Below are 18,021 nucleotides of genomic sequence, written 5' to 3' on the forward strand. Positions count from 1 at the left end.
AGGGAATATAAGAAGGTACGGTTTTAAGCCGTACTTTTTATTTGGATCACACTCTTGTTAAATCTGCTTTTATTTTAATCAAGGAATACCGCAATGCAAATAGGGCAATATGCAATTAAAAATCGTATTTTCCTAGCACCCATGGCGGGCATTACGGATCAACCATTCCGTCGATTATGTAGCCAATTGGGCGCAGGATTAACTTTCTCAGAGATGATGTCCACAAACCCTGATGTATGGCATACCGAAAAATCGAAGTTACGCTTAGCGCATCATCACGAAATAGGTATAAATGCTGTACAAATAGCAGGTTCTGATCCTACTGAAATGGCAAATGCTGCGAAAGTCAATGTCGAATATGGTGCCGATATTATTGATATTAATATGGGCTGCCCAGCTAAAAAGGTAAATAAAAAAATGGCAGGTTCTGCCCTTTTGCGTGAACCAGAATTAGTTGCTCGTATTTTAGATAGTGTAGTAAAAGCTGTTGATGTACCTGTAACATTAAAAATTAGAACAGGTTGGGATCCTGAAAATCGAAACTGCCTAGAGATTGCTCAAATAGCTGAGAAAGCAGGTATATCTGCACTAACAATCCACGGACGTACTCGTAGTTGTCTCTTTGAAGGCGAAGCTGAGTATGATTCGATAAAAGCTGTCAAGCAATCAGTTTCGATACCCATTATTGCCAATGGAGATATTATTTCTGCCCCAAAAGCACAACAAGTTCTTGATTATACAGGGGCTGATGCAGTGATGATTGGACGTGGAAGTTTTGGATATCCTTGGTTATTTAAGGAAGTGGAAGACTTCTTAGAGAAAGGGGAATATTCATCTATTTCAATAGATGAAAAATGCCAACTAATGCTCAAGCATATTGATGATCTTTACCAGTTTTACGGTGAAGAAAAAGGTTATCGTATTGCTCGAAAACACGTTGGCTGGTATGTGGAAACATTAAGCCCAAACTCAAATTTTAAACGTACTTTTAATGCGTTAAGCTCGAGCTTAGAGCAAATGCAAGCATTAGAAGATTTTGTAAAATTGATTCGAAAGAATCCTAATAAGTTGGATAGAAAGTAATGTTAGAACAACAAGTAACAAACCCATTAACAGTATCAATGCTGAATGCACAATCTCAACAAGTGAACAAACCACTTCGCGATAATGTGAAACAAGCGGTTAGAAATTATTTATCTCAATTAAATGGTGAAGATCCAACAGAATTATATGAGTTGGTTTTATCTGAAATTGAACACCCAATGTTAGATATGGTTATGCAATACACTCGTGGAAACCAAACTCGTGCAGCAACAATGCTAGGCATTAACCGTGGTACATTACGTAAAAAATTAAAAAAATACGGTATGGGCTAACCTGTATTCAATTTATTTAATCCTTGAATAGTCAAACTCTTTGGAACACTTCATTAAAGTAGACCTTATAGGGCGTTTTACAATTTGGGGATTTGAGTGGGCGGTGATTTCATTTATCTACCGCCCTTTGTTTCTAATCCCCTACCAACATAGTACTATAGTAAATTTGGGAATATATTCTCTTTATAAAGGACTAGACTTTTTATTTACCATTGTTTACCCGTAAACCTAATATCGTCCTACCTATCTCTCTACACATAGCAAGATAAATTGTCATAAAACTAGTGAAATAAGAGTTTTTTCTTACTTTAAGCAAGATTGAATTTGCTCTGGCGAACAATTATCTTCCCAGAAATTTCCCCTTTAACCATGATAAAGTATTGACTTCTCTCACGTTGTATTTGGCTTATAAGCTTGTCTAGGACGATGATAATGTAACTAAGATATTTTGATATGATTGAGTTACTATAAATGAATACTATCGATATTTATCTAAGAAACGGTAATATGGTATACCAATGTTAAGTGCCATTCGTTTTACCCATTTTCCTCCAAAAATTGTCGGCACTTTTAGTTGTTCAAATACGGATAAACGCTGATCATTACCCTCAATCGCTTCTGCAATAATGCGTCCAGCTAAGCCCGTAAGTGCAACACCATGTCCTGAAAACCCTTGAGCAAAATAGATATTAGGTTGAATTCGTCCAAAATGCGGTGAAGCATTTAATGTCATATCAATAGGTCCACCCCACCCATAGTCAATTTTCACATTTTCTAATTGTGGGAAAACAGCTAACATATTTTTCCGCATCTTTTTAACCATATCGACATTATTGCTTGAGTCACTACCAAATAATAAACGATTATCTGCGGTTAAGCGGTAATAATCTAAAAGAATATTGTTATCACAAACAGACATTCCATTATTGATTAAGCTATCTGCAACCGATTGTTCAAGAGGCTCTGTGGTAATAATAAAACTCTCTACGGGTAAAATTTTACGAGCAAGTTTACGCCCAAACTTCTTATTGCTCTTTTCATCAATATAAGCATTCATTGCTAAAACAACATTGTTAGCAGTCACAATACCTTGCGGTGTTTCAATTTTTACTGTTGAGCTTGAGTGAATGTCTAATGCAGGTGAGTGTTCATAAATTTCCACACCCAAATTTAATGCTGCCTGGGCTAAACCTAAACAATAATTAAGGGGATGTAAATGCCCTGACTGTGCATCATACAAAGCACCACAATAAATATCACTCCCCAAATGTTGTTTTAGTTTAGCTTTATCCCATAATTCCATTTGGCTATAACCAAAATGTTGGCGACTTGCCTTTTCAATGGCGATAAGATCGGCTAAACGGCGTTGGTTCAAGGCTAATGTTGCATACCCCTTACGCCAATCACACTGAATATTATATTTTTTTACACGCTCATCAATAATATTGATGGCTTCTACGGACATATCCCAAAGTTGTTTTGCTTTATCAAAACCAACTTGTTCAATATATTCATCAATGCCTTCTTCAAAACCGTTGATCGCTTGACCACCATTACGCCCCGAAGCACCAAAACCAATCCTTGCACCTTCAAGAACAACAACTTTTTTGCCTTTTTCAGCTAACTCAATCGCAGTGGAAAGCCCTAAAAATCCAGAACCGATAATGCAAACATCTGCAGAAATTTTTTGAGTTAAGCTAGGTTGTTTTAAGTGAATATTACGAGTATCAGAATAATAAGTTTGGATATGTTCTTGATGAGCAAAGGTCAGCATAAAATGGGGAGTTATCTAATTTGGGTTATTTGATTTTATTGAAATGGCGCACCCGAGAGGATTCGAACCTCTGACCGCTCGGTTCGTAGCCGAGTACTCTATCCAGCTGAGCTACGGGTGCGTATTTGAATTATAACGATGATTTACTTTATTTCTAAGCTTATTTAGTAAGGCTAATAACCACTTTAATACGATAGAAATATTAAAATGGCGCACCCGAGAGGATTCGAACCTCTGACCGCTCGGTTCGTAGCCGAGTACTCTATCCAGCTGAGCTACGGGTGCCCGATAAAGTAAATGGCGGTGAGAGAGGGATTCGAACCCTCGATGGAGTTTTTGACCCCATACTCCCTTAGCAGGGGAGCGCCTTCAGCCTGCTCGGCCATCTCACCACTCACTGTGTCTGTGGGCGTGCATATTACTAGTTTATAAAAATATGTCAAACGCTTTTTTGAAAAAATAAAACACTTGGCGACTAACTAGTCAATATGGCGATTTTTTAATGCTTTATGAACAAAATCGCCACAAATTCATTAAGTTAGCTTAATCACGGAAATTATTAAATTGGAAAGGTTGCCCTAATTCAGCACCTTTTACAAGTTGAATTGTCGCCTGTAAATCATCTCGAGATTTCCCTGTTACTCGAACTTGCTCGCCTTGAATTTGAGTTTGAACCTTAATTTTAGAATCTTTGATCAATTTAGTGATCTTTTTCGCCATTTCCGTTTCAATACCCTGTTTTAGTTTGATTTCTTTACTATATAACTTACCATGGTGTTCACTTTCACTTGGAATATCCAATGAATTATGTTCTATCCCACGTTTAATACAAGCACCGATTAAAATTTCAATGAGCTGTTCTAGCTGGAAATCGGACTCCGTAGTTAATTTAATGGTTTCATTTTTCTCATTTAACTCAATAACCGCTTCCACACCACGAAAGTCATAACGAGTGCTTAGTACGCGGTTAGCATTTTCTACCGCATTACGCACTTCGTGTAAGGTAATTTCAGATACAATATCGAAAGAGGGCATTTTATTCTCCTTTTAATTCTTTAAATAAATTTTTTGCATTAAGTAATAAGACTAACGCACTCAGATCACCAAAGTTTACCACAGTTTTCGCTTGCTCTTGCACTTTAGGTTTAGCGTGAAGTGCAACGCCTAAACTGGCTGTTTTTAACATCGGTAGATCATTAGCACCATCGCCAACAGCAACCCATTGTGTTTGCGGAATATTAAAACGCTCTGCCAATGTTTGTAATATTTCGGCTTTATACTGTGCATCAACAACTTTTCCGAGTACATTCCCTGTGAGTTTACCATCAATAATTTCAAGTTGATTTGAGAACGCATCATCTAATTGATACTTGTTTTTCAAATAATCAGCAAAATAATCAAATCCGCCTGAGGCAATCGCTATATGCCAACCGTACTGCTGTAAAATTGACACCATTTGCTCAAAACCATCCATAAGCGGTAAGTTTTCACGCACATTTTGCAAAATCGTTTCGGGTGCATTCGCTAGTGTTGCAACACGTTTACGCAAACTCTGCTCAAAATCAAGCTCACCACGCATCGCACTTGCTGTAATTGCCGATACGATTTCACCTGTTCCAGCCAATTTTGCGATCTCATCAATACACTCGATTTTAATTGCTGTTGAGTCCATATCCATTACCAATAAACCTTTTTGAGATAAATCAGCCTGAATATCAAGAGCGCTAATATCCGCATTGATTTGCTGTGCTTTTTCACCTAAACAAGCGGTAAGATCGCCTTCAAAAAATGCAATTTGATAGCCAAGATAGCGAGTTGAACCTAAAAAAGTCAGCTGATTTTCAAGGTGAAACCGCTCCATTTGTTGATTTGAAAGTGTTTGCGAATAAATAAAAAATGTTTGTGTCATTTGCTTTAATAATCATTGTGAGAAATCATCCACACGAATAATAAGAAAATAATCGCAAGCTGTCTATTTCTAGTTTAGATTGTTCATTATCAATTTACAGGCTAAAATCACGGCGTTAGTCATTGAGGAAAAAAGATGCGAATTTCAAGCGGAAAAATCGTTAAGACAAGTGCTATTTTATTTGTAATGGTACTTTGCCTTGCAATCGTAGCCGTTATTTTAACGGGGATAAACCACTTTAAAGTCGGCTCACAATTAGCCAGTATCAACCAAGTTTCTAATTTATCGCATTTATTAGTTCGCCAACAAGCAAAGCTTTTTTCATTGATGTTAGTGAAAAATGTTAAAAATGATGAACTTGTTGAGGCATTAGATACCTTTGCCAAAGAAGAATTTGTGATTGATGCAAATCTATACTCCACAACAGGTACGCTTATTGCACAAAGCCATAACGCACTCAAATTTGAGCCTGAACTGCACAATAAAAACCAAGAAAAACGTGCTACACAGCAAATTGTCGAACCGATTTTTTCTCAACAAGATTTAGTTGGTTTTTTACGCGTAACCTTTGATTCTCAATATGGACAAACGACACAAGGCAAAGTAAATGAGCTTTTCCATCTGTTATACGGAGAATTAGTGATCTTATTTCTCGCAGGTGGTTTATTTATTAGCTGCTTTTTCTATTTCACTCGGAAAAAAGTACAAATTATCAGCGTCCCTAACCGACTAAATAAAATAGAAACTGCTAAACAGAGCCAACGATTTCACTCTCGACGTCGAGCTTTTAAGCGTAAGTGATTGTAATTCGGGCAAGTGAGAGTATAATAGGCACGTTTTGCCACTGGCACAGAGTAATTTTTAAAAGTAATCAATTCAAAGAGGAATAAATGGCTAAAGAAGATTGCATTGAAATGCAAGGTACAATTTTAGAAACCTTACCAAATACAATGTTCCGAGTAGAACTCGAAAACGGACACGTTGTTACCGCTCATATTTCAGGAAAAATGCGTAAAAACTATATTCGTATTTTAACAGGTGATAAAGTAACCGTTGAAATGACACCTTACGATCTAAGTAAAGCACGCATTATCTTCCGTGCAAGATAATCTGACTGATGTCAAAAAAGGAAGCCAAAGGCTTCCTTTTTTGCATTTAGGTTTATAGCGATACTTGCTCGGCTTTTTCTGGTAACAATACTGGAATACCATTCTCTATGGGATAAGCTAATTTAGCTTCTCGATTGATTAAGCGATTATTTTCTTTATCCCACTCTAATTTCTGATGAGTTAATGGGCAAGCAATGGTATTAAGTAATTTTTCATTCATTTTCTTTTCTCTCCAGACCTAATAAGGTCAATATAGGATTTAACAAATAAGCGGTATCTTTTTCAGAAAATTTTGCAGAAACGGGAATATACCACCAATTTTCTTGAGCAAATGCATAGCACTTTACCGCATCTTTTTCAGTCATCAATAAGGGAAGATTATCTTTGGCTAATGGCTGAATTATCGCTAATGAATAGGATTGATGATCGGCAAAACTATGGCTCGCCACAAGTTGAATATTATAGCCTTGTAGCATTTTGAAAAAACGTGGCGGATAACCAATACCCGCTAAAGCAATCACATCTTTTTGAGAAAAATCGCTTAATGGTTTACGTTCATTCGTTTTAAGATTAACAGCAAATTCTGGTTCAAGCCTCATTAAACATTCACCTTGTTTTGCAATTCCGCCATTACAAATGACCGCTTGTACCTTTTCTAAGCGACTTGGTAACTCACGTAACCCCCCAGCTGGTAGCACAAATCCATTACCAAAACGGCGTTCACCATCAATCACAACCCACTCAATATCACGAGCTAAAGCATAATGTTGCAAACCATCGTCGGTGACTATCAAGTCTAATTCAAACTGTTGTAGCAAACATTCAATACTCTGCTGACGATTAGGAGAAATCGCGACTGGCACTTGAGTGCGTTGAGCAATCAATACGGGTTCATCGCCCATTTGCTTAGGATCGCTTTGGGCAGTGACTAGCTGTGGAAATTGTTTATTTTTTCCGCCATAACCACGAGAAATAACACCAACTTTAATGCCTTGTTGCTGTAATTGTTCTACTAACCAAATAACCACTGGTGTTTTGCCATTACCACCAACGGAAATATTACCAACAACTAATACAGGGATAGAAGAGCGGTAAGATTTCAGGATTTTTTTGTTAAAAAGCCATTTCCTCCCTTGGCTGATTAACCAAAAGAGTAAGGATAGGGGCGATAGTAGCCAAGTAAGAATAGATTTTTTTTGCCAAAAATTCATTGTTGCTAAACTGTAGGGGTGGGGTTTATCCCCACCAGAAAAATAGGATCGTTGTTACTCCAACTTCGGCTTTTCGCCTTTTTCAATACAGCCTTTGCCGATAGTGACTTTTTTCGCATTAAGAGAAGGTAAATCGTACATCGTATCTAATAATAAATTTTCAACGATAGAACGTAAACCACGAGCACCAGTCTTGCGTGAAATCGCTTTTTGAGCAATCGCAACCAAGGCATCTTTAGTAAATTTCAACTCAACACCTTCCATTTTAAATAATGCTTGGTATTGTTTGATAATGGCATTTTTCGGCTCTGTTAGAATTTGAATAAGTGCTTCTTCATCTAACTCTGAAAGTGGCGTAATCACAGGCAGACGACCAATTAGTTCAGGAATAATACCGAATTTAACCAAATCTTCAGGCTCAACTTGCTTGAAAAGCTCTGTTAAAGCCTCACGATCTTTGTCTTTCTTCAGCTCTGCACCAAAGCCTATTCCGCCTTGTTTATTTGTTCTTGTTTCTACAATTTTATCTAAGCCAGCAAATGCACCGCCACAGATAAAGAGAATTTTGGACGTATCCACAGGGATTGTTTCTTGTTTTGGATGTTTACGTCCGCCTTGCGGATTGATATTTGCGACTGTACCTTCAATCAGTTTTAATAAGGCTTGCTGAACCCCTTCGCCAGAAACATCTCGTGTCAAAGACGGGTTTTCAGATTTACGCGTAATCTTATCAATTTCATCAATGAAAATAATGCCACGCTCTGCTTGTTCCGCATCATAATCGCATTTCATCAGCAATTTTTGGATCACATTTTCAACATCTTCACCCACATAGCCAGCTTGGGTTAATGTTGTTGCATCAGCCACAGCAAAAGGCACATTTAAACGGCGAGCTAGACTTTCCGCTAATAAAGTTTTACCGCTTCCTGTCGGGCCAATAAGCAAAATGTTACTTTTACCCAACTCTACCCCGTCAGTTTCTTTATTACCTGATAAGGCATTACGCAAACGTTTGTAGTGATTATATACCGCCACAGACAATACTTTTTTAGCGTGATCTTGCCCTATTACATAATCATCTAAATGAGCGTGAATTTCATGTGGCGTAGGTACTTTCTCAAAAAATTGTTGTTCGTCTTGGTTGATTTCATCATCAATTAAAGCTTCATCATCACCCGTTAATAAGGCGTAGGAGTCTTCAATACATTGATTACAAATGTGTCCTTCTGTTCCTTCAATTAACGCATCAACTTCAGTGCGACGTTTACCACAAAAACTACAATGTGGTTCTTTATCAAATTTACTCATTCTTTTATTCTCTATGACTAACAACCGCATCAATTAAGCCGTAGGCTTTTGCTTCATCGGCTGACATAAAATTATCACGATCGGTATCTTTTTCAACTTTCTCTAATGGCTGACCTGAATGTTCTGCCATACGTTGATTTAAGGTTTGCTTAATTTTCAAGATTTCTTGAGCATGGATTTGAATATCCGATGCTTGCCCACGAAATCCACCTAATGGTTGATGAATCATTACGCGTGCATGCGGTAATGCAAAGCGTTTACCTTTTGCTCCAGCAGAAAGCAAAAACGCTCCCATAGAACAGGCTTGACCGATACATACAGTACTCACATCAGGTTTAATAAAATTCATCGTATCGAAAATTGCCATTCCTGCAGTCACTGAACCACCAGGTGAGTTAATATAGATATGAATATCTTTTTCTGGATCTTCTGATTCAAGGAAAAGTAATTGAGCAACAATTAAATTTGCCATATTATCTTCCACTTCACCACTCAAGAAAATAATGCGCTCTTTTAATAAGCGTGAATAAATATCATACGCTCGTTCACCTTTTGAGCTTTGTTCAACGACCATTGGGATAACTGCCATTTTTTGTTCCTTCTATCAATCAGTTTGAATGAGCAAATTCTACCAAAATTTACCCAAAGCATAAATAAAGAGATTAACAAATAGCGGTTGGATCGTTACAATCTTTTGCTATTTATTCTTAATCAACCAACTTTTATGTTATTAGATGAAATTTATACGCAATTTGAACATTGCAAATCTTGGGAAGAAAGATACCGCTTGTTAATTCAACTCAGCCGACAACTTCCTAAACCAACTGAAACAGAACTCGCATCAATGCCTGAAATCTATGGTTGTGAGAGTCGTTTATGGTTTGAATTTCAAACAGAACCTCGAATTATTAAGGCTTATAGCGATGCCCGTTTAATGCAAGGTTTACTCTTTATTGTGGTGACTGCGTTACAAAATATCACAACGAAAGAGCTAACCCAGCTCAATCTTCAACAGATTTTTGATCGGTTACAAATTACGCGTAACCTAACCCAAACTCGTTTAAATGGCCTACAACAAATTCAAACAATTATTCAGCAAGCTATTTAAGTAACACTTTTAAGTTATTTGCTCGCTTAGGCTCTAACTTTTCTAACTGTGCCACTGCATCATTCTGCTTAGTCTGGTTATGTTGTTGATGAGCACATAAAGCAATATTTTCTAAGGTATCAGCCTGATTATAGTAGCGTTCTTGGCTTTGTAGTGCTTGCTCAAATTTTTGGTAGGCATTATCAAACTCACCCTGTTTACATAAAAATGCCCCATAATTGTTCAGTACATCTGGGCGTGGCTGTTTTGTTTCACTGAGTTTTTCACTCAATGAAATAGCGGTTTTAAACGTTTCTTGAGCCTTGGCGTTCTCACCAATTTGTTGATAATAATAAGCTAATACCGAATGTGGAAGATAGTCCTGATTATCGTGTTCAAGAGCTTTATCAATATTCTGTTTCGCTTTGGGGAAATCATTCTGTTCTAAATAAGCAATCGCAAGCTTAATTCTAGCTGTGACGGCTTCGGAGCGATTAAACTTCACTTGTTCCTGTTCCGAAGATTGTGAAGTACAGCCAGTTAACCATAATGCCAGCATACAAGCGGTTAGATTTCTGAAAAATTTTGCAAATGCCATTTCGTTTCTCCATTGATTTCCCCATTGTAGAAGGGGGTATAACAATCTCTCTTAAATTAAGAGAAATTGAATAAATTTAGTGATTTTGCAATGCAATACTTTCCCCAAATTTGCGTTTTTCAAGGGTTCTTTTCGTTCTGTCAATGACATCACCAGCTAACTGCCCACAAGCCGCATCAATATCATCACCACGAGTTTTACGCACTGTAACCGTAAAGCCATATTCCATTAATGTTTTCTGGAAGCGATCAATGCGTGTATTTGAGCTTTTTGCATACGGTGCTTCAGGGAATGGATTCCAAGGAATCAAGTTGATCTTACTCGGCGTATTTTTTAACACATCGGCAAGTTGATGAGCGTGTTCAACACTATCATTTACCTGATTTAGCATCACATATTCGATCGTTACTTTACCGTGATTTGCATTCGAGACTTCAAGGTATTTATTCACTGAGTCGATTAACATTTTGATATTATATTTTTTGTTAATCGGTACAATTTCATCACGCAATTCATCATTTGGAGCGTGAAGTGAAATCGCGAGTGCTACATCAATTTGTTCACGCATTTTATCCAATGCAGGGACAACACCTGATGTCGATAGGGTTACTCGGCGTTTGGATAAACCGTAAGCAAAATCATCTAACATAATTTCCATTGACGGAATGACATTATTCATATTGAGTAATGGTTCTCCCATTCCCATCATAACCACATTGGTAATCGGGCGTACGCCTGTCACCCCAAAATTACCGATAATTTTTGAGGCTCGCCAAACTTGTCCAATAATTTCAGAGACACTTAAATTGCGGTTAAAACCTTGCTGTGCTGTTGAACAGAATGTACAAGCCAATGCACAACCTACCTGTGATGATACACAAAGCGTTGCACGATCATCTTCAGGAATATATACCGTTTCAATTTGTTGATCACCAACCCACATCGCCCATTTAATCGTACCATCGGCAGAACGTTGTTCGACTGCAACTTCTGGTGCTTTAATTTCAGCAACACGTTTTAGTTTTTCTCGTAATACCTTGTTGATGTTAGTCATATTATCGAAATTATCTTCACCAAAATGGTAAATCCATTTCATTAGCTGATCAGCACGAAATGGTTTCTCGCCCATATCCGCAAATAACTCACGCATTTGCTGGCGATTTAAATTTAATAAATTAATTTTTTCTTTTTCTGGTTGTTCAATAGATGTTTGGCAACCTGCATTGGTTGCTTGAATTGCTTGTGACATTAGAAATAGCCTCGTTATTACACGGTTTACGGCAAAGATTAGGACTGTGCCTAGTTTTGCTTGAATAAAAGAGAGCGAATTCTACTGATGTCTGGGCATTTAGGCTAGTGATTTTTCTTAGATTTGCAAAGTTGAAAAAATAAATTTTTCGATCGAGATCACAAAACTAAATTAAGTAACAATAGAAAAAAGTTTGTTGAAAATTAAGTGTGGAACTGAGCTTAAAGTAGTGGTGGGCGATACCGGTCTCGAACCAGTGACCCCCTCCTTGTAAGGGAGGTGCTCTCCCAACTGAGCTAATCGCCCTTCATAGATATGAAGTTTAGATTTTAAGTCTAAGTGGTGGGCGATACCGGTCTCGAACCAGTGACCCCCTCCTTGTAAGGGAGGTGCTCTCCCAACTGAGCTAATCGCCCACTTGAGACTTAAATCAAGGGAATGTTTGAAAGGTTGGCACTTAAGAAGTGGTGGGCGATACCGGTCTCGAACCAGTGACCCCCTCCTTGTAAGGGAGGTGCTCTCCCAACTGAGCTAATCGCCCTTTTCAAACTGTGCAACAGTGCGTTGCGGAGTGGCATTATAGGGATCTTAAAATTATCGTCAAACAATTTTTGCAAAATATTACTTGTTCGATGATTTTTTCGCCCAAAATACTAAATTTTCACTACTATTCCCCGATCATAAGAGTAAAATAGCTAAGTTTTTTGCTAAAAAATTGAATTAGGATAGAGAATGAAAATTGAAACCCTTTTCCCATTAGATCCAAATGTGAAAGTTCGTACTCGCTTTGCACCAAGCCCAACAGGTTATTTACACGTAGGTGGTGCAAGAACAGCCCTTTACTCTTGGTTATATGCCAAACATAACCAAGGCGAATTTGTATTACGTATTGAAGATACTGATTTAGAACGCTCTACTCCAGAAGCGACCCAAGCCATTTTAGAAGGTATGGAATGGTTAAATTTAGAATGGGAGCACGGCCCTTATTATCAAACCAAACGTTTCGATCGTTATAATCAAGTTATCGATCAAATGATTGAGCAAGGCTTAGCATACCGTTGCTACTGCTCAAAAGAACGTTTAGAAACATTACGTACAGAACAAGAAAATAATAAAGAAAAACCACGCTACGACCGTCACTGTGTACACAGCACACCAGAGGATATAAATGCTCCGCACGTTGTTCGTTTTAAAAACCCAACGGAAGGTTCGGTTATCTTTGATGATGCAGTACGCGGACGTATTGAAATCAGTAACAGTGAGCTAGACGATTTGATCATTCGTCGTACTGATGGTTCACCAACTTACAACTTCTGTGTTGTGGTTGATGACTGGGATATGGGAATTACTCACGTTGTGCGTGGCGAAGACCACATCAATAATACCCCTCGCCAAATCAATATTTTAAAAGCGTTGGGTGCACCAATTCCTGTATATGCTCACGTTTCAATGATCTTAGGTGATGATGGGCAAAAACTATCTAAACGTCACGGAGCTGTTGGCGTAATGCAATATCGTGATGATGGCTATTTACCTGAAGCACTTAATAACTACCTTGTTCGTTTAGGTTGGGGACACGGAGATCAAGAAATTTTCTCTCGTGAAGAAATGATTGAACTATTCAATCTTGAAGCGGTAAGCAAGTCTGCCAGTGCCTTTAATACCGAAAAATTACAATGGTTAAATCAGCACTACATTCGTACTCTTGATCCAAACTATGTTGCCAAATACTTAGAATGGCATATGCAACACCAAGGAATTAATTACAGTAATGGACCTGCTCTTGCTGAGATTGTGAGCGTATTGGGTGAACGTTGTAAAACTTTAAAAGAGATGGCAAGTGCAAGCCGTTATTTCTTTGAAGAATTTACTGCTTATGATGAAAAAGCAGTTGCTAAAAACTTTAAAGCTGAAGCGATTGCACCACTTGCAAAATTAAGCGAGAAACTCACCGCTTGTAATGATTGGACAGTTGAAAATATCCACGAAGCAATGAACCAAACCGCTCAAGAACTTGAGATTGGTATGGGTAAAGTTGGAATGCCGTTCCGCCTAGCAGTAACAGGCTCTGGACAATCGCCATCAATGGATATTACAGCCAAATTAGTTGGCAAAGAGCGTACGCTTGCTCGTGTTCAAAAAGCGATTGAATTTATCCAAACTCATAATTAGTCAGTTTTTAAACAATCAGCCTTTGATTGTGTTTTTATAATTGACAGTAAAAAAACGAGAGCATATTATTCTCTCGTTTTTGGGGATATAGCTCAGTTGGGAGAGCGCTTGAATGGCATTCAAGAGGTCGTCGGTTCGATCCCGATTATCTCCACCAGTTTAATAAATTAGCGTTAATTTGTAATCATTTCGAAGCCTTGCAATGCAAGGCTTTTTTATTATTCAATTCACTAACGTTCATCATAATGAGCAAGCAAAGAGCATTCAAATACTAAACTTAAAAGAAGTTTAAGTTGATTATCTAGGTTGGGACGAATCTCAGTTAGCTTTACCAAAAAACTTGTAATCAAGCGATAATTTTCCAGCACCAGTTACCACAAATAATAAGAAGATAACCGAATATAATGCGGCTAATTCACCCTTGTTAAGCATTGGCTGTAATACGTTTTCCGCTGTTGCATGCACGATAAAATAGGCATATGCCATTTGACCAGAGAGCAAAAAAGCCGTTGGACGTGTGAATAAACCTAAAATAATAAAGATACCGCCAACCACTTCTAAAATAGCGGCAAGACCGAATAAAGAAAATAGCTCTACGCTACCGTTCCCGCCTGTCATTGATACTGGAAACTCAAAAAATTTCGCTGTACCGTGTAATAAAAACATATAGCCCGTAACAATACGCACTAATAAAAAAACGACTGGGCTGAATTTGTCTAATAATTGATTCATTTTACTTTCCTTATATAAAAAATGAGAAGCCTGACGGAAAGTCAGGCTGTGGAGGCATTATAATGATTAAAGAAATTTGATCATTATCAATTTTATAAATACACTATTAAGCATAACTTAATAAAGTTCGCCAGAGGTGTGTTATGTACGATTATAAATCTATCACTATTTTTACTGCGGTAGTTGAACAAGGTTCAATGCAAGCCGCCGCGAATCTGCTTTCATTAACACCATCTGCTATTACCCAAGCCATTCAAAAGCTTGAAACTCAGCTAAACATTAAATTATTAAATCGTACCACTCGCAAATTATCACTAACCGAAGCTGGAGATATTTTCTATCAGCACGCAGCCAAAATGCAACAAAGTGCCGAAGATGCAATGAAAAGCGTGGAAATTTTGCGTTCTCAACCAATAGGCCAATTAACTATTGCTTGTGTAACAGGGCTTACAGATAGCTTACTCACAAGCGCCTTCAAGTCGGTTTTAGATAATCATCCTGAATTTCGTTTAAACCTATTATTTGAAGACACTGTGATTGATTTATTAGAACAACGAGTCGATATTGCACTGCGTGCGGGCTCTGGCGTATTAAGCAATAATATGATTGCACGCCATATTTATGATTTTAAATGGGCCATTGTTGCCCATCGTCAATACTTTCAAGATAAAGCGATTCCAACTAGCTTGGCTGAATTAGCTAAATTAGACTGGATTGATTTTTCAAACCCTAACTTTAATTCACTGACATTTAATAATGGCAATCAAAAACAAGTGATAACGCCCATTTATCGCATTAGTTGTAATACGCTCTATGCAAGTCGCCGCTTAACAATGCAAGGTCTGGGCATTTCAATCCAACCTATTGATGATGTTCAAGCTGATATTGCAAGCGGTGAGTTAATCCAACTTTTTATCGATTGGCAATTACCGCCTGTTCCGCTCTATTTAGTCACGCTACAACGAATTCAATCAGAAAAAGTCCGTATTGCTTGTGAATTAATTATGAACTACTTCGCCAAATTGAAACAGTAAATAGTAAAACTTTTGATAAAACTCACCGCTTATTTCAACAAACGTTGGCTGTTTAAAACCACTGTAATAGACGAAAGTGTCATCGCAATTGCAGAAATCATTGGGTTAAGTAGCCAGCCAGTTAAGGAATAAAATACGCCTGCCGCTACAGGAATACTGATCAGGTTATAAATAAATGCGCCCATTAAACTTTGCTGCATATTACGCATTACTCGTTTCGAAAAAGGTAAAATCTCCGCGAAAGGCTGTAACCCCTTACGCATTAAAGATAAATCGGCTGTTTCAATCGCAATTTCACTCCCGTTATGCATTGCAATCCCCACATTTGCTTGAGCGAGAGCGGGACTGTCATTGATACCATCACCAATCATCGCCACTTTTCTGCCTTGTTGCTGTAATTTGAATATCTGCTCGGCCTTTTGCTCGGGTAATACTTCCGCAATAACTTGATCTAGCCCTAGCTGTTGAGCATAGTACTCCGCTGTAACTTGGCGATCCCCCGTTAGCATTACACAATAATAGCCTTGTTGTTGAAACTGCTGGATAAGCGGTTTACTTTCAGGGCGTAAACGATCTTGTAACTGAATAATCCCGACAACTTGTTCATCAATAGCCACAAAAACAAAGGTCGTTGCAGGGGAATAAGCGGTGAGATCCGCAGTGAAATTAACAAATTTCTGGTTACCCACTTTAACTTGTTGCTGTTGATAGGTGGCAATAATGCCTTGCCCTTTAATAATTTGTAGCTTATCTATTTCCCTATTTTCAATTTCACAAGCGATATGATTATCACAAAATTTTACGATTGCTTTGGCAATTGGGTGAGTAGCCTGTTGTTCAATACTTTTTACCAAACTAAGCAGCTCAGTTTGAGTAAAACAATTCAAAGTTTCAATATTGATCACTTCCATTTCACCAGTGGTTAGCGTGCCTGTCTTATCAAAGACCAAGGTATCAAGCTCATTACAGGCTTGTAACGCATCAATATTACGCACTAATACACCAAACTCAGCGGCTCGCGCAACACCAGCAATAGTTGAAAGAGGAATTGCCAAGCCCAGAGCACAAGGGCAGGCGATAATCAATACAGTAGTAAAAATCGACAACACAAATTGAAACTCTTTACCTAACAAAAGCCAAATGGCTGCACTCAATAACGCAATCAATATAACCACAGGCACAAAAATAGCGGCAACTTTATCGACCCATTTTGCTAACGGTGGCTTACTTGATTGAGCGTGGCGAACCGCATTGATAATGCGAGCTAAAGCGGTTTGTGAACCTACTTGTTCGGCAATATAAATACCTGCACCGTCTTGCACTACCGTACCCGCTCGAACTTTGTCCCCAATATGTTTTTCAACGGGTAAGGCTTCTCCTGTTAGCATTGATTCATCAACCCAAATAGCACCTTGTTCCAAACGTCCATCTACGGCTATGCGTTCTCCCGCTAAGGCTTGCACTCTCATTTCAGGTTTTATTCCTTGGACCGAAATACTTTTTGCAAATTCCCCGTTAAAAACCACCGCTTGTTGCGGCGCTAAATCGAGTAATTTCTCTAATGCAAAAGAAGAACGTTGTTTAGCTTTTAATTCTAAATACTTACCTAAATTCACAAAACCGACAACCATCACACTGGCTTCATAATATAGATGGGAATTCCATTGGCTATTTAAGGTAAGATAAAAAGAATAAAGCCACGCTAATCCTGTACTTACTGCAATGAGCGTATCCATATTGGCAGAATGGTTTTTCAGGCTTGTCCACGCTCCTATGAAGAAATGCTTACCACTCATATAGAGCATCAAAGCAGTCACAACCGCCCAACCAAACCAAATCGGCTGATTTTCGGGAGTAAGGTGCATCTCTGTGAGCATTCCATAAAGCATTAACAATGCTCCAACTGCAAGAGAAAAGATAAATTGCCATTTTTTCTCTCTCAATAACTGAGCATTTTGAGCTTGTTGTTTAGATCGACGGATTTCTTCGCTCTCAAGTAATTCCGCTCCAAAACCTATTTTGGTGATGGTTTGAATAATCTCTTGTGGGCAAACATTACCTTCAATAAAAGCGGTTTGATCGACTAAATTAACCGACACAAACTCCACATTAGGAATTTTTCCTACCACTTTCTCGACACGATGCACACAAGCAGCACAATGCAAACCAGAAAGTAAAAATTGTTGTTCTTTAGACATTTAGATCTCTTTCGCATCAAAGCCGATAGCTTCAATACAGTCAATTAGCTTATCGACTGTTTCATCGCTATCAATTTCAGCAATCTGGGTAGTTAAGTCGATATGCACTTCACGAGCAACGCCTGCAAGTGCATTTTTTACGCTTTTTTCACAGTGGCTACAATGTAATCCACCAAGTTGTAATTTAATCATTGCCATTATTTTCTCCTAAAAAGTCATTTGTAAATTAAGAGCGAAAACCCACCGCTTGTGATTTTGATTGAG

The 18,021-nt window shown here is 38.1% G+C and carries 19 protein-coding genes and 7 tRNA genes; 8 read left to right on the plus strand and 18 right to left on the minus strand.

What is annotated here, in order from left to right; translation table 11 throughout:
• Positions 1-93 precede the first annotated feature (93 nt).
• Positions 94-1,083, plus strand: coding sequence for a tRNA dihydrouridine synthase DusB (gene dusB / locus A1D26_RS00105; protein WP_157402116.1), 990 nt, complete (start codon positions 94-96; stop codon positions 1,081-1,083).
• Positions 1,083-1,376: a DNA-binding transcriptional regulator Fis gene (fis, locus tag A1D26_RS00110; protein ID WP_157402117.1), complete on the plus strand. Its 294-nt coding sequence runs from the start codon at positions 1,083-1,085 to the stop codon at positions 1,374-1,376. Before dusB ends, fis begins: the two co-directional genes overlap by 1 nt.
• 478 nt (positions 1,377-1,854) lie before the next feature.
• On the opposite strand, the gene A1D26_RS00115 is transcribed toward fis, so the two are convergent.
• From A1D26_RS00115 to serB, 6 genes are all read right to left on the minus strand, one after another.
• A complete protein-coding gene (locus A1D26_RS00115) occupies positions 1,855-3,150 on the minus strand; it encodes an NAD(P)/FAD-dependent oxidoreductase (RefSeq protein WP_157402118.1) in 1,296 nt (431 codons plus the stop codon).
• A 44-nt stretch (positions 3,151-3,194) separates the two neighbouring features.
• Positions 3,195-3,271 (minus strand) — tRNA-Arg (locus A1D26_RS00120).
• Positions 3,272-3,358: 87 nt separating this feature from the next.
• Positions 3,359-3,435 (minus strand) — tRNA-Arg (locus tag A1D26_RS00125).
• A 13-nt stretch (positions 3,436-3,448) separates the two neighbouring features.
• A tRNA-Ser gene (locus A1D26_RS00130) sits at positions 3,449-3,542 on the minus strand.
• Positions 3,543-3,693: 151 nt separating this feature from the next.
• Positions 3,694-4,185: a YajQ family cyclic di-GMP-binding protein gene (locus tag A1D26_RS00135; protein ID WP_157394150.1), complete on the minus strand. Its 492-nt coding sequence runs from the start codon at positions 4,183-4,185 to the stop codon at positions 3,694-3,696.
• Between the two features lies 1 nt (position 4,186).
• Entirely contained in the window at positions 4,187-5,059 is an 873-nt protein-coding gene (gene serB, locus A1D26_RS00140; protein WP_157402119.1) for a phosphoserine phosphatase SerB, read from the minus strand.
• A 135-nt stretch (positions 5,060-5,194) separates the two neighbouring features.
• On the opposite strand from serB, the gene A1D26_RS00145 reads away from it, so the two are divergent.
• Both A1D26_RS00145 and infA read left to right on the plus strand, forming a co-directional pair.
• The gene (locus tag A1D26_RS00145; protein WP_157402120.1) at positions 5,195-5,860 is read left to right on the plus strand and encodes a YtjB family periplasmic protein; all 666 of its coding nucleotides are present in this window, start codon (positions 5,195-5,197) and stop codon (positions 5,858-5,860) included.
• 89 nt (positions 5,861-5,949) lie between these two features.
• Positions 5,950-6,168, plus strand: coding sequence for a translation initiation factor IF-1 (gene infA, locus A1D26_RS00150; RefSeq protein WP_005598198.1), 219 nt, complete (start codon positions 5,950-5,952; stop codon positions 6,166-6,168).
• 52 nt (positions 6,169-6,220) lie between these two features.
• On the opposite strand, the gene A1D26_RS00155 is transcribed toward infA, so the two are convergent.
• From A1D26_RS00155 to clpP, 4 genes are read right to left on the minus strand one after another with little or no spacing between them, the layout of a single operon-like run.
• On the minus strand, positions 6,221-6,388 hold the full coding sequence (locus A1D26_RS00155; protein WP_157402121.1) for a Trm112 family protein: 168 nt from the start codon (positions 6,386-6,388) through the stop codon (positions 6,221-6,223).
• Complete coding sequence (gene lpxK / locus A1D26_RS00160) at positions 6,381-7,379, minus strand: tetraacyldisaccharide 4'-kinase (RefSeq protein WP_157402122.1); 999 nt, start codon at positions 7,377-7,379, stop codon at positions 6,381-6,383. The genes A1D26_RS00155 and lpxK overlap by 8 nt, the downstream gene beginning before the upstream one ends.
• A gap of 54 nt (positions 7,380-7,433) precedes the next feature.
• Complete coding sequence (gene clpX / locus A1D26_RS00165; RefSeq protein WP_157402123.1) at positions 7,434-8,687, minus strand: ATP-dependent protease ATP-binding subunit ClpX; 1,254 nt, start codon at positions 8,685-8,687, stop codon at positions 7,434-7,436.
• A gap of 4 nt (positions 8,688-8,691) precedes the next feature.
• Positions 8,692-9,276 carry an ATP-dependent Clp endopeptidase proteolytic subunit ClpP gene (clpP, locus tag A1D26_RS00170; RefSeq protein WP_157402124.1) on the minus strand — a complete coding sequence of 195 codons (585 nt, stop codon included), beginning with the start codon at positions 9,274-9,276 and terminating at the stop codon, positions 8,692-8,694.
• Positions 9,277-9,411: 135 nt separating this feature from the next.
• Between clpP and A1D26_RS00175 the strand changes: the two genes are divergently transcribed.
• The gene (locus A1D26_RS00175) at positions 9,412-9,795 is read left to right on the plus strand and encodes a SufE family protein (protein WP_157402125.1); all 384 of its coding nucleotides are present in this window, start codon (positions 9,412-9,414) and stop codon (positions 9,793-9,795) included.
• Here A1D26_RS00175 and pilW read toward each other — a convergent pair.
• The 5 genes from pilW to A1D26_RS00200 form a co-directional block, all read right to left on the minus strand.
• On the minus strand, positions 9,788-10,372 hold the full coding sequence (pilW, locus tag A1D26_RS00180) for a type IV pilus biogenesis/stability protein PilW (RefSeq protein WP_157402126.1): 585 nt from the start codon (positions 10,370-10,372) through the stop codon (positions 9,788-9,790). The two genes, A1D26_RS00175 and pilW, sit on opposite strands and share 8 nt — an antisense overlap.
• A 76-nt stretch (positions 10,373-10,448) precedes the next feature.
• Entirely contained in the window at positions 10,449-11,621 is a 1,173-nt protein-coding gene (locus tag A1D26_RS00185; RefSeq protein WP_157402127.1) for a bifunctional tRNA (adenosine(37)-C2)-methyltransferase TrmG/ribosomal RNA large subunit methyltransferase RlmN, read from the minus strand.
• Positions 11,622-11,851: 230 nt separating this feature from the next.
• Positions 11,852-11,927: transfer RNA gene (locus tag A1D26_RS00190), tRNA-Val, on the minus strand.
• A 34-nt stretch (positions 11,928-11,961) separates the two neighbouring features.
• Positions 11,962-12,037 (minus strand) — tRNA-Val (locus A1D26_RS00195).
• A 49-nt stretch (positions 12,038-12,086) separates the two neighbouring features.
• A tRNA-Val gene (locus A1D26_RS00200) sits at positions 12,087-12,162 on the minus strand.
• 191 nt (positions 12,163-12,353) lie between these two features.
• Here A1D26_RS00200 and gltX point away from each other — a divergent pair.
• Together gltX and A1D26_RS00210 are read left to right on the plus strand one after the other, a co-directional pair.
• Entirely contained in the window at positions 12,354-13,793 is a 1,440-nt protein-coding gene (gene gltX / locus A1D26_RS00205; RefSeq protein ID WP_157402128.1) for a glutamate--tRNA ligase, read from the plus strand.
• Positions 13,794-13,874: 81 nt separating this feature from the next.
• Positions 13,875-13,950: transfer RNA gene (locus A1D26_RS00210), tRNA-Ala, on the plus strand.
• A 161-nt stretch (positions 13,951-14,111) separates the two neighbouring features.
• On the opposite strand, the gene A1D26_RS00215 is transcribed toward A1D26_RS00210, so the two are convergent.
• Positions 14,112-14,525 (minus strand): DoxX family protein, encoded by a 414-nt coding sequence (locus A1D26_RS00215; RefSeq protein ID WP_157402129.1) that lies wholly within the window; start codon positions 14,523-14,525, stop codon positions 14,112-14,114.
• Between the two features lie 143 nt (positions 14,526-14,668).
• Here A1D26_RS00215 and A1D26_RS00220 point away from each other — a divergent pair, with 143 nt between their 5' ends.
• Positions 14,669-15,559 carry a LysR family transcriptional regulator gene (locus tag A1D26_RS00220; RefSeq protein ID WP_157402130.1) on the plus strand — a complete coding sequence of 297 codons (891 nt, stop codon included), beginning with the start codon at positions 14,669-14,671 and terminating at the stop codon, positions 15,557-15,559.
• A 29-nt stretch (positions 15,560-15,588) separates the two neighbouring features.
• Here A1D26_RS00220 and A1D26_RS00225 read toward each other — a convergent pair whose 3' ends face one another.
• Both A1D26_RS00225 and A1D26_RS00230 read right to left on the minus strand, forming a co-directional pair.
• Positions 15,589-17,757 carry a heavy metal translocating P-type ATPase gene (locus A1D26_RS00225; RefSeq protein WP_157402131.1) on the minus strand — a complete coding sequence of 723 codons (2,169 nt, stop codon included), beginning with the start codon at positions 17,755-17,757 and terminating at the stop codon, positions 15,589-15,591.
• Complete coding sequence (locus A1D26_RS00230; RefSeq protein WP_157402132.1) at positions 17,758-17,955, minus strand: heavy-metal-associated domain-containing protein; 198 nt, start codon at positions 17,953-17,955, stop codon at positions 17,758-17,760.
• Between the last annotated feature and the right edge of the window lie 66 nt (positions 17,956-18,021).

The organism is Ursidibacter maritimus (assembly GCF_009761395.1).
GTDB classification, from domain to species: Bacteria; Pseudomonadota; Gammaproteobacteria; order Enterobacterales; family Pasteurellaceae; genus Ursidibacter; species Ursidibacter maritimus.

Bases quoted from the DNA above. Each gene is read 5' to 3' on its own strand.
- infA (WP_005598198.1), top strand. From the start codon at position 5,950: ATGGCTAAAGAAGATTGCATTGAAATGCAAGGTACAATTTTAGAAACC.
- A1D26_RS00175 (WP_157402125.1), top strand. From the start codon at position 9,412: ATGTTATTAGATGAAATTTATACGCAATTTGAACATTGCAAATCTTGG.
- A1D26_RS00230 (WP_157402132.1), bottom strand. From the start codon at position 17,955: ATGGCAATGATTAAATTACAACTTGGTGGATTACATTGTAGCCACTGT.
- clpP (WP_157402124.1), bottom strand. From the start codon at position 9,276: ATGGCAGTTATCCCAATGGTCGTTGAACAAAGCTCAAAAGGTGAACGA.
- lpxK (WP_157402122.1), bottom strand. From the start codon at position 7,379: ATGAATTTTTGGCAAAAAAAATCTATTCTTACTTGGCTACTATCGCCC.
- gltX (WP_157402128.1), top strand. From the start codon at position 12,354: ATGAAAATTGAAACCCTTTTCCCATTAGATCCAAATGTGAAAGTTCGT.
- A1D26_RS00185 (WP_157402127.1), bottom strand. From the start codon at position 11,621: ATGTCACAAGCAATTCAAGCAACCAATGCAGGTTGCCAAACATCTATT.
- fis (WP_157402117.1), top strand. From the start codon at position 1,083: ATGTTAGAACAACAAGTAACAAACCCATTAACAGTATCAATGCTGAAT.
- A1D26_RS00225 (WP_157402131.1), bottom strand. From the start codon at position 17,757: ATGTCTAAAGAACAACAATTTTTACTTTCTGGTTTGCATTGTGCTGCT.
- serB (WP_157402119.1), bottom strand. From the start codon at position 5,059: ATGACACAAACATTTTTTATTTATTCGCAAACACTTTCAAATCAACAA.
- A1D26_RS00155 (WP_157402121.1), bottom strand. From the start codon at position 6,388: ATGAATGAAAAATTACTTAATACCATTGCTTGCCCATTAACTCATCAG.
- A1D26_RS00135 (WP_157394150.1), bottom strand. From the start codon at position 4,185: ATGCCCTCTTTCGATATTGTATCTGAAATTACCTTACACGAAGTGCGT.
- A1D26_RS00220 (WP_157402130.1), top strand. From the start codon at position 14,669: ATGTACGATTATAAATCTATCACTATTTTTACTGCGGTAGTTGAACAA.
- pilW (WP_157402126.1), bottom strand. From the start codon at position 10,372: ATGGCATTTGCAAAATTTTTCAGAAATCTAACCGCTTGTATGCTGGCA.
- clpX (WP_157402123.1), bottom strand. From the start codon at position 8,687: ATGAGTAAATTTGATAAAGAACCACATTGTAGTTTTTGTGGTAAACGT.
- dusB (WP_157402116.1), top strand. From the start codon at position 94: ATGCAAATAGGGCAATATGCAATTAAAAATCGTATTTTCCTAGCACCC.
- A1D26_RS00115 (WP_157402118.1), bottom strand. From the start codon at position 3,150: ATGCTGACCTTTGCTCATCAAGAACATATCCAAACTTATTATTCTGAT.
- A1D26_RS00215 (WP_157402129.1), bottom strand. From the start codon at position 14,525: ATGAATCAATTATTAGACAAATTCAGCCCAGTCGTTTTTTTATTAGTG.
- A1D26_RS00145 (WP_157402120.1), top strand. From the start codon at position 5,195: ATGCGAATTTCAAGCGGAAAAATCGTTAAGACAAGTGCTATTTTATTT.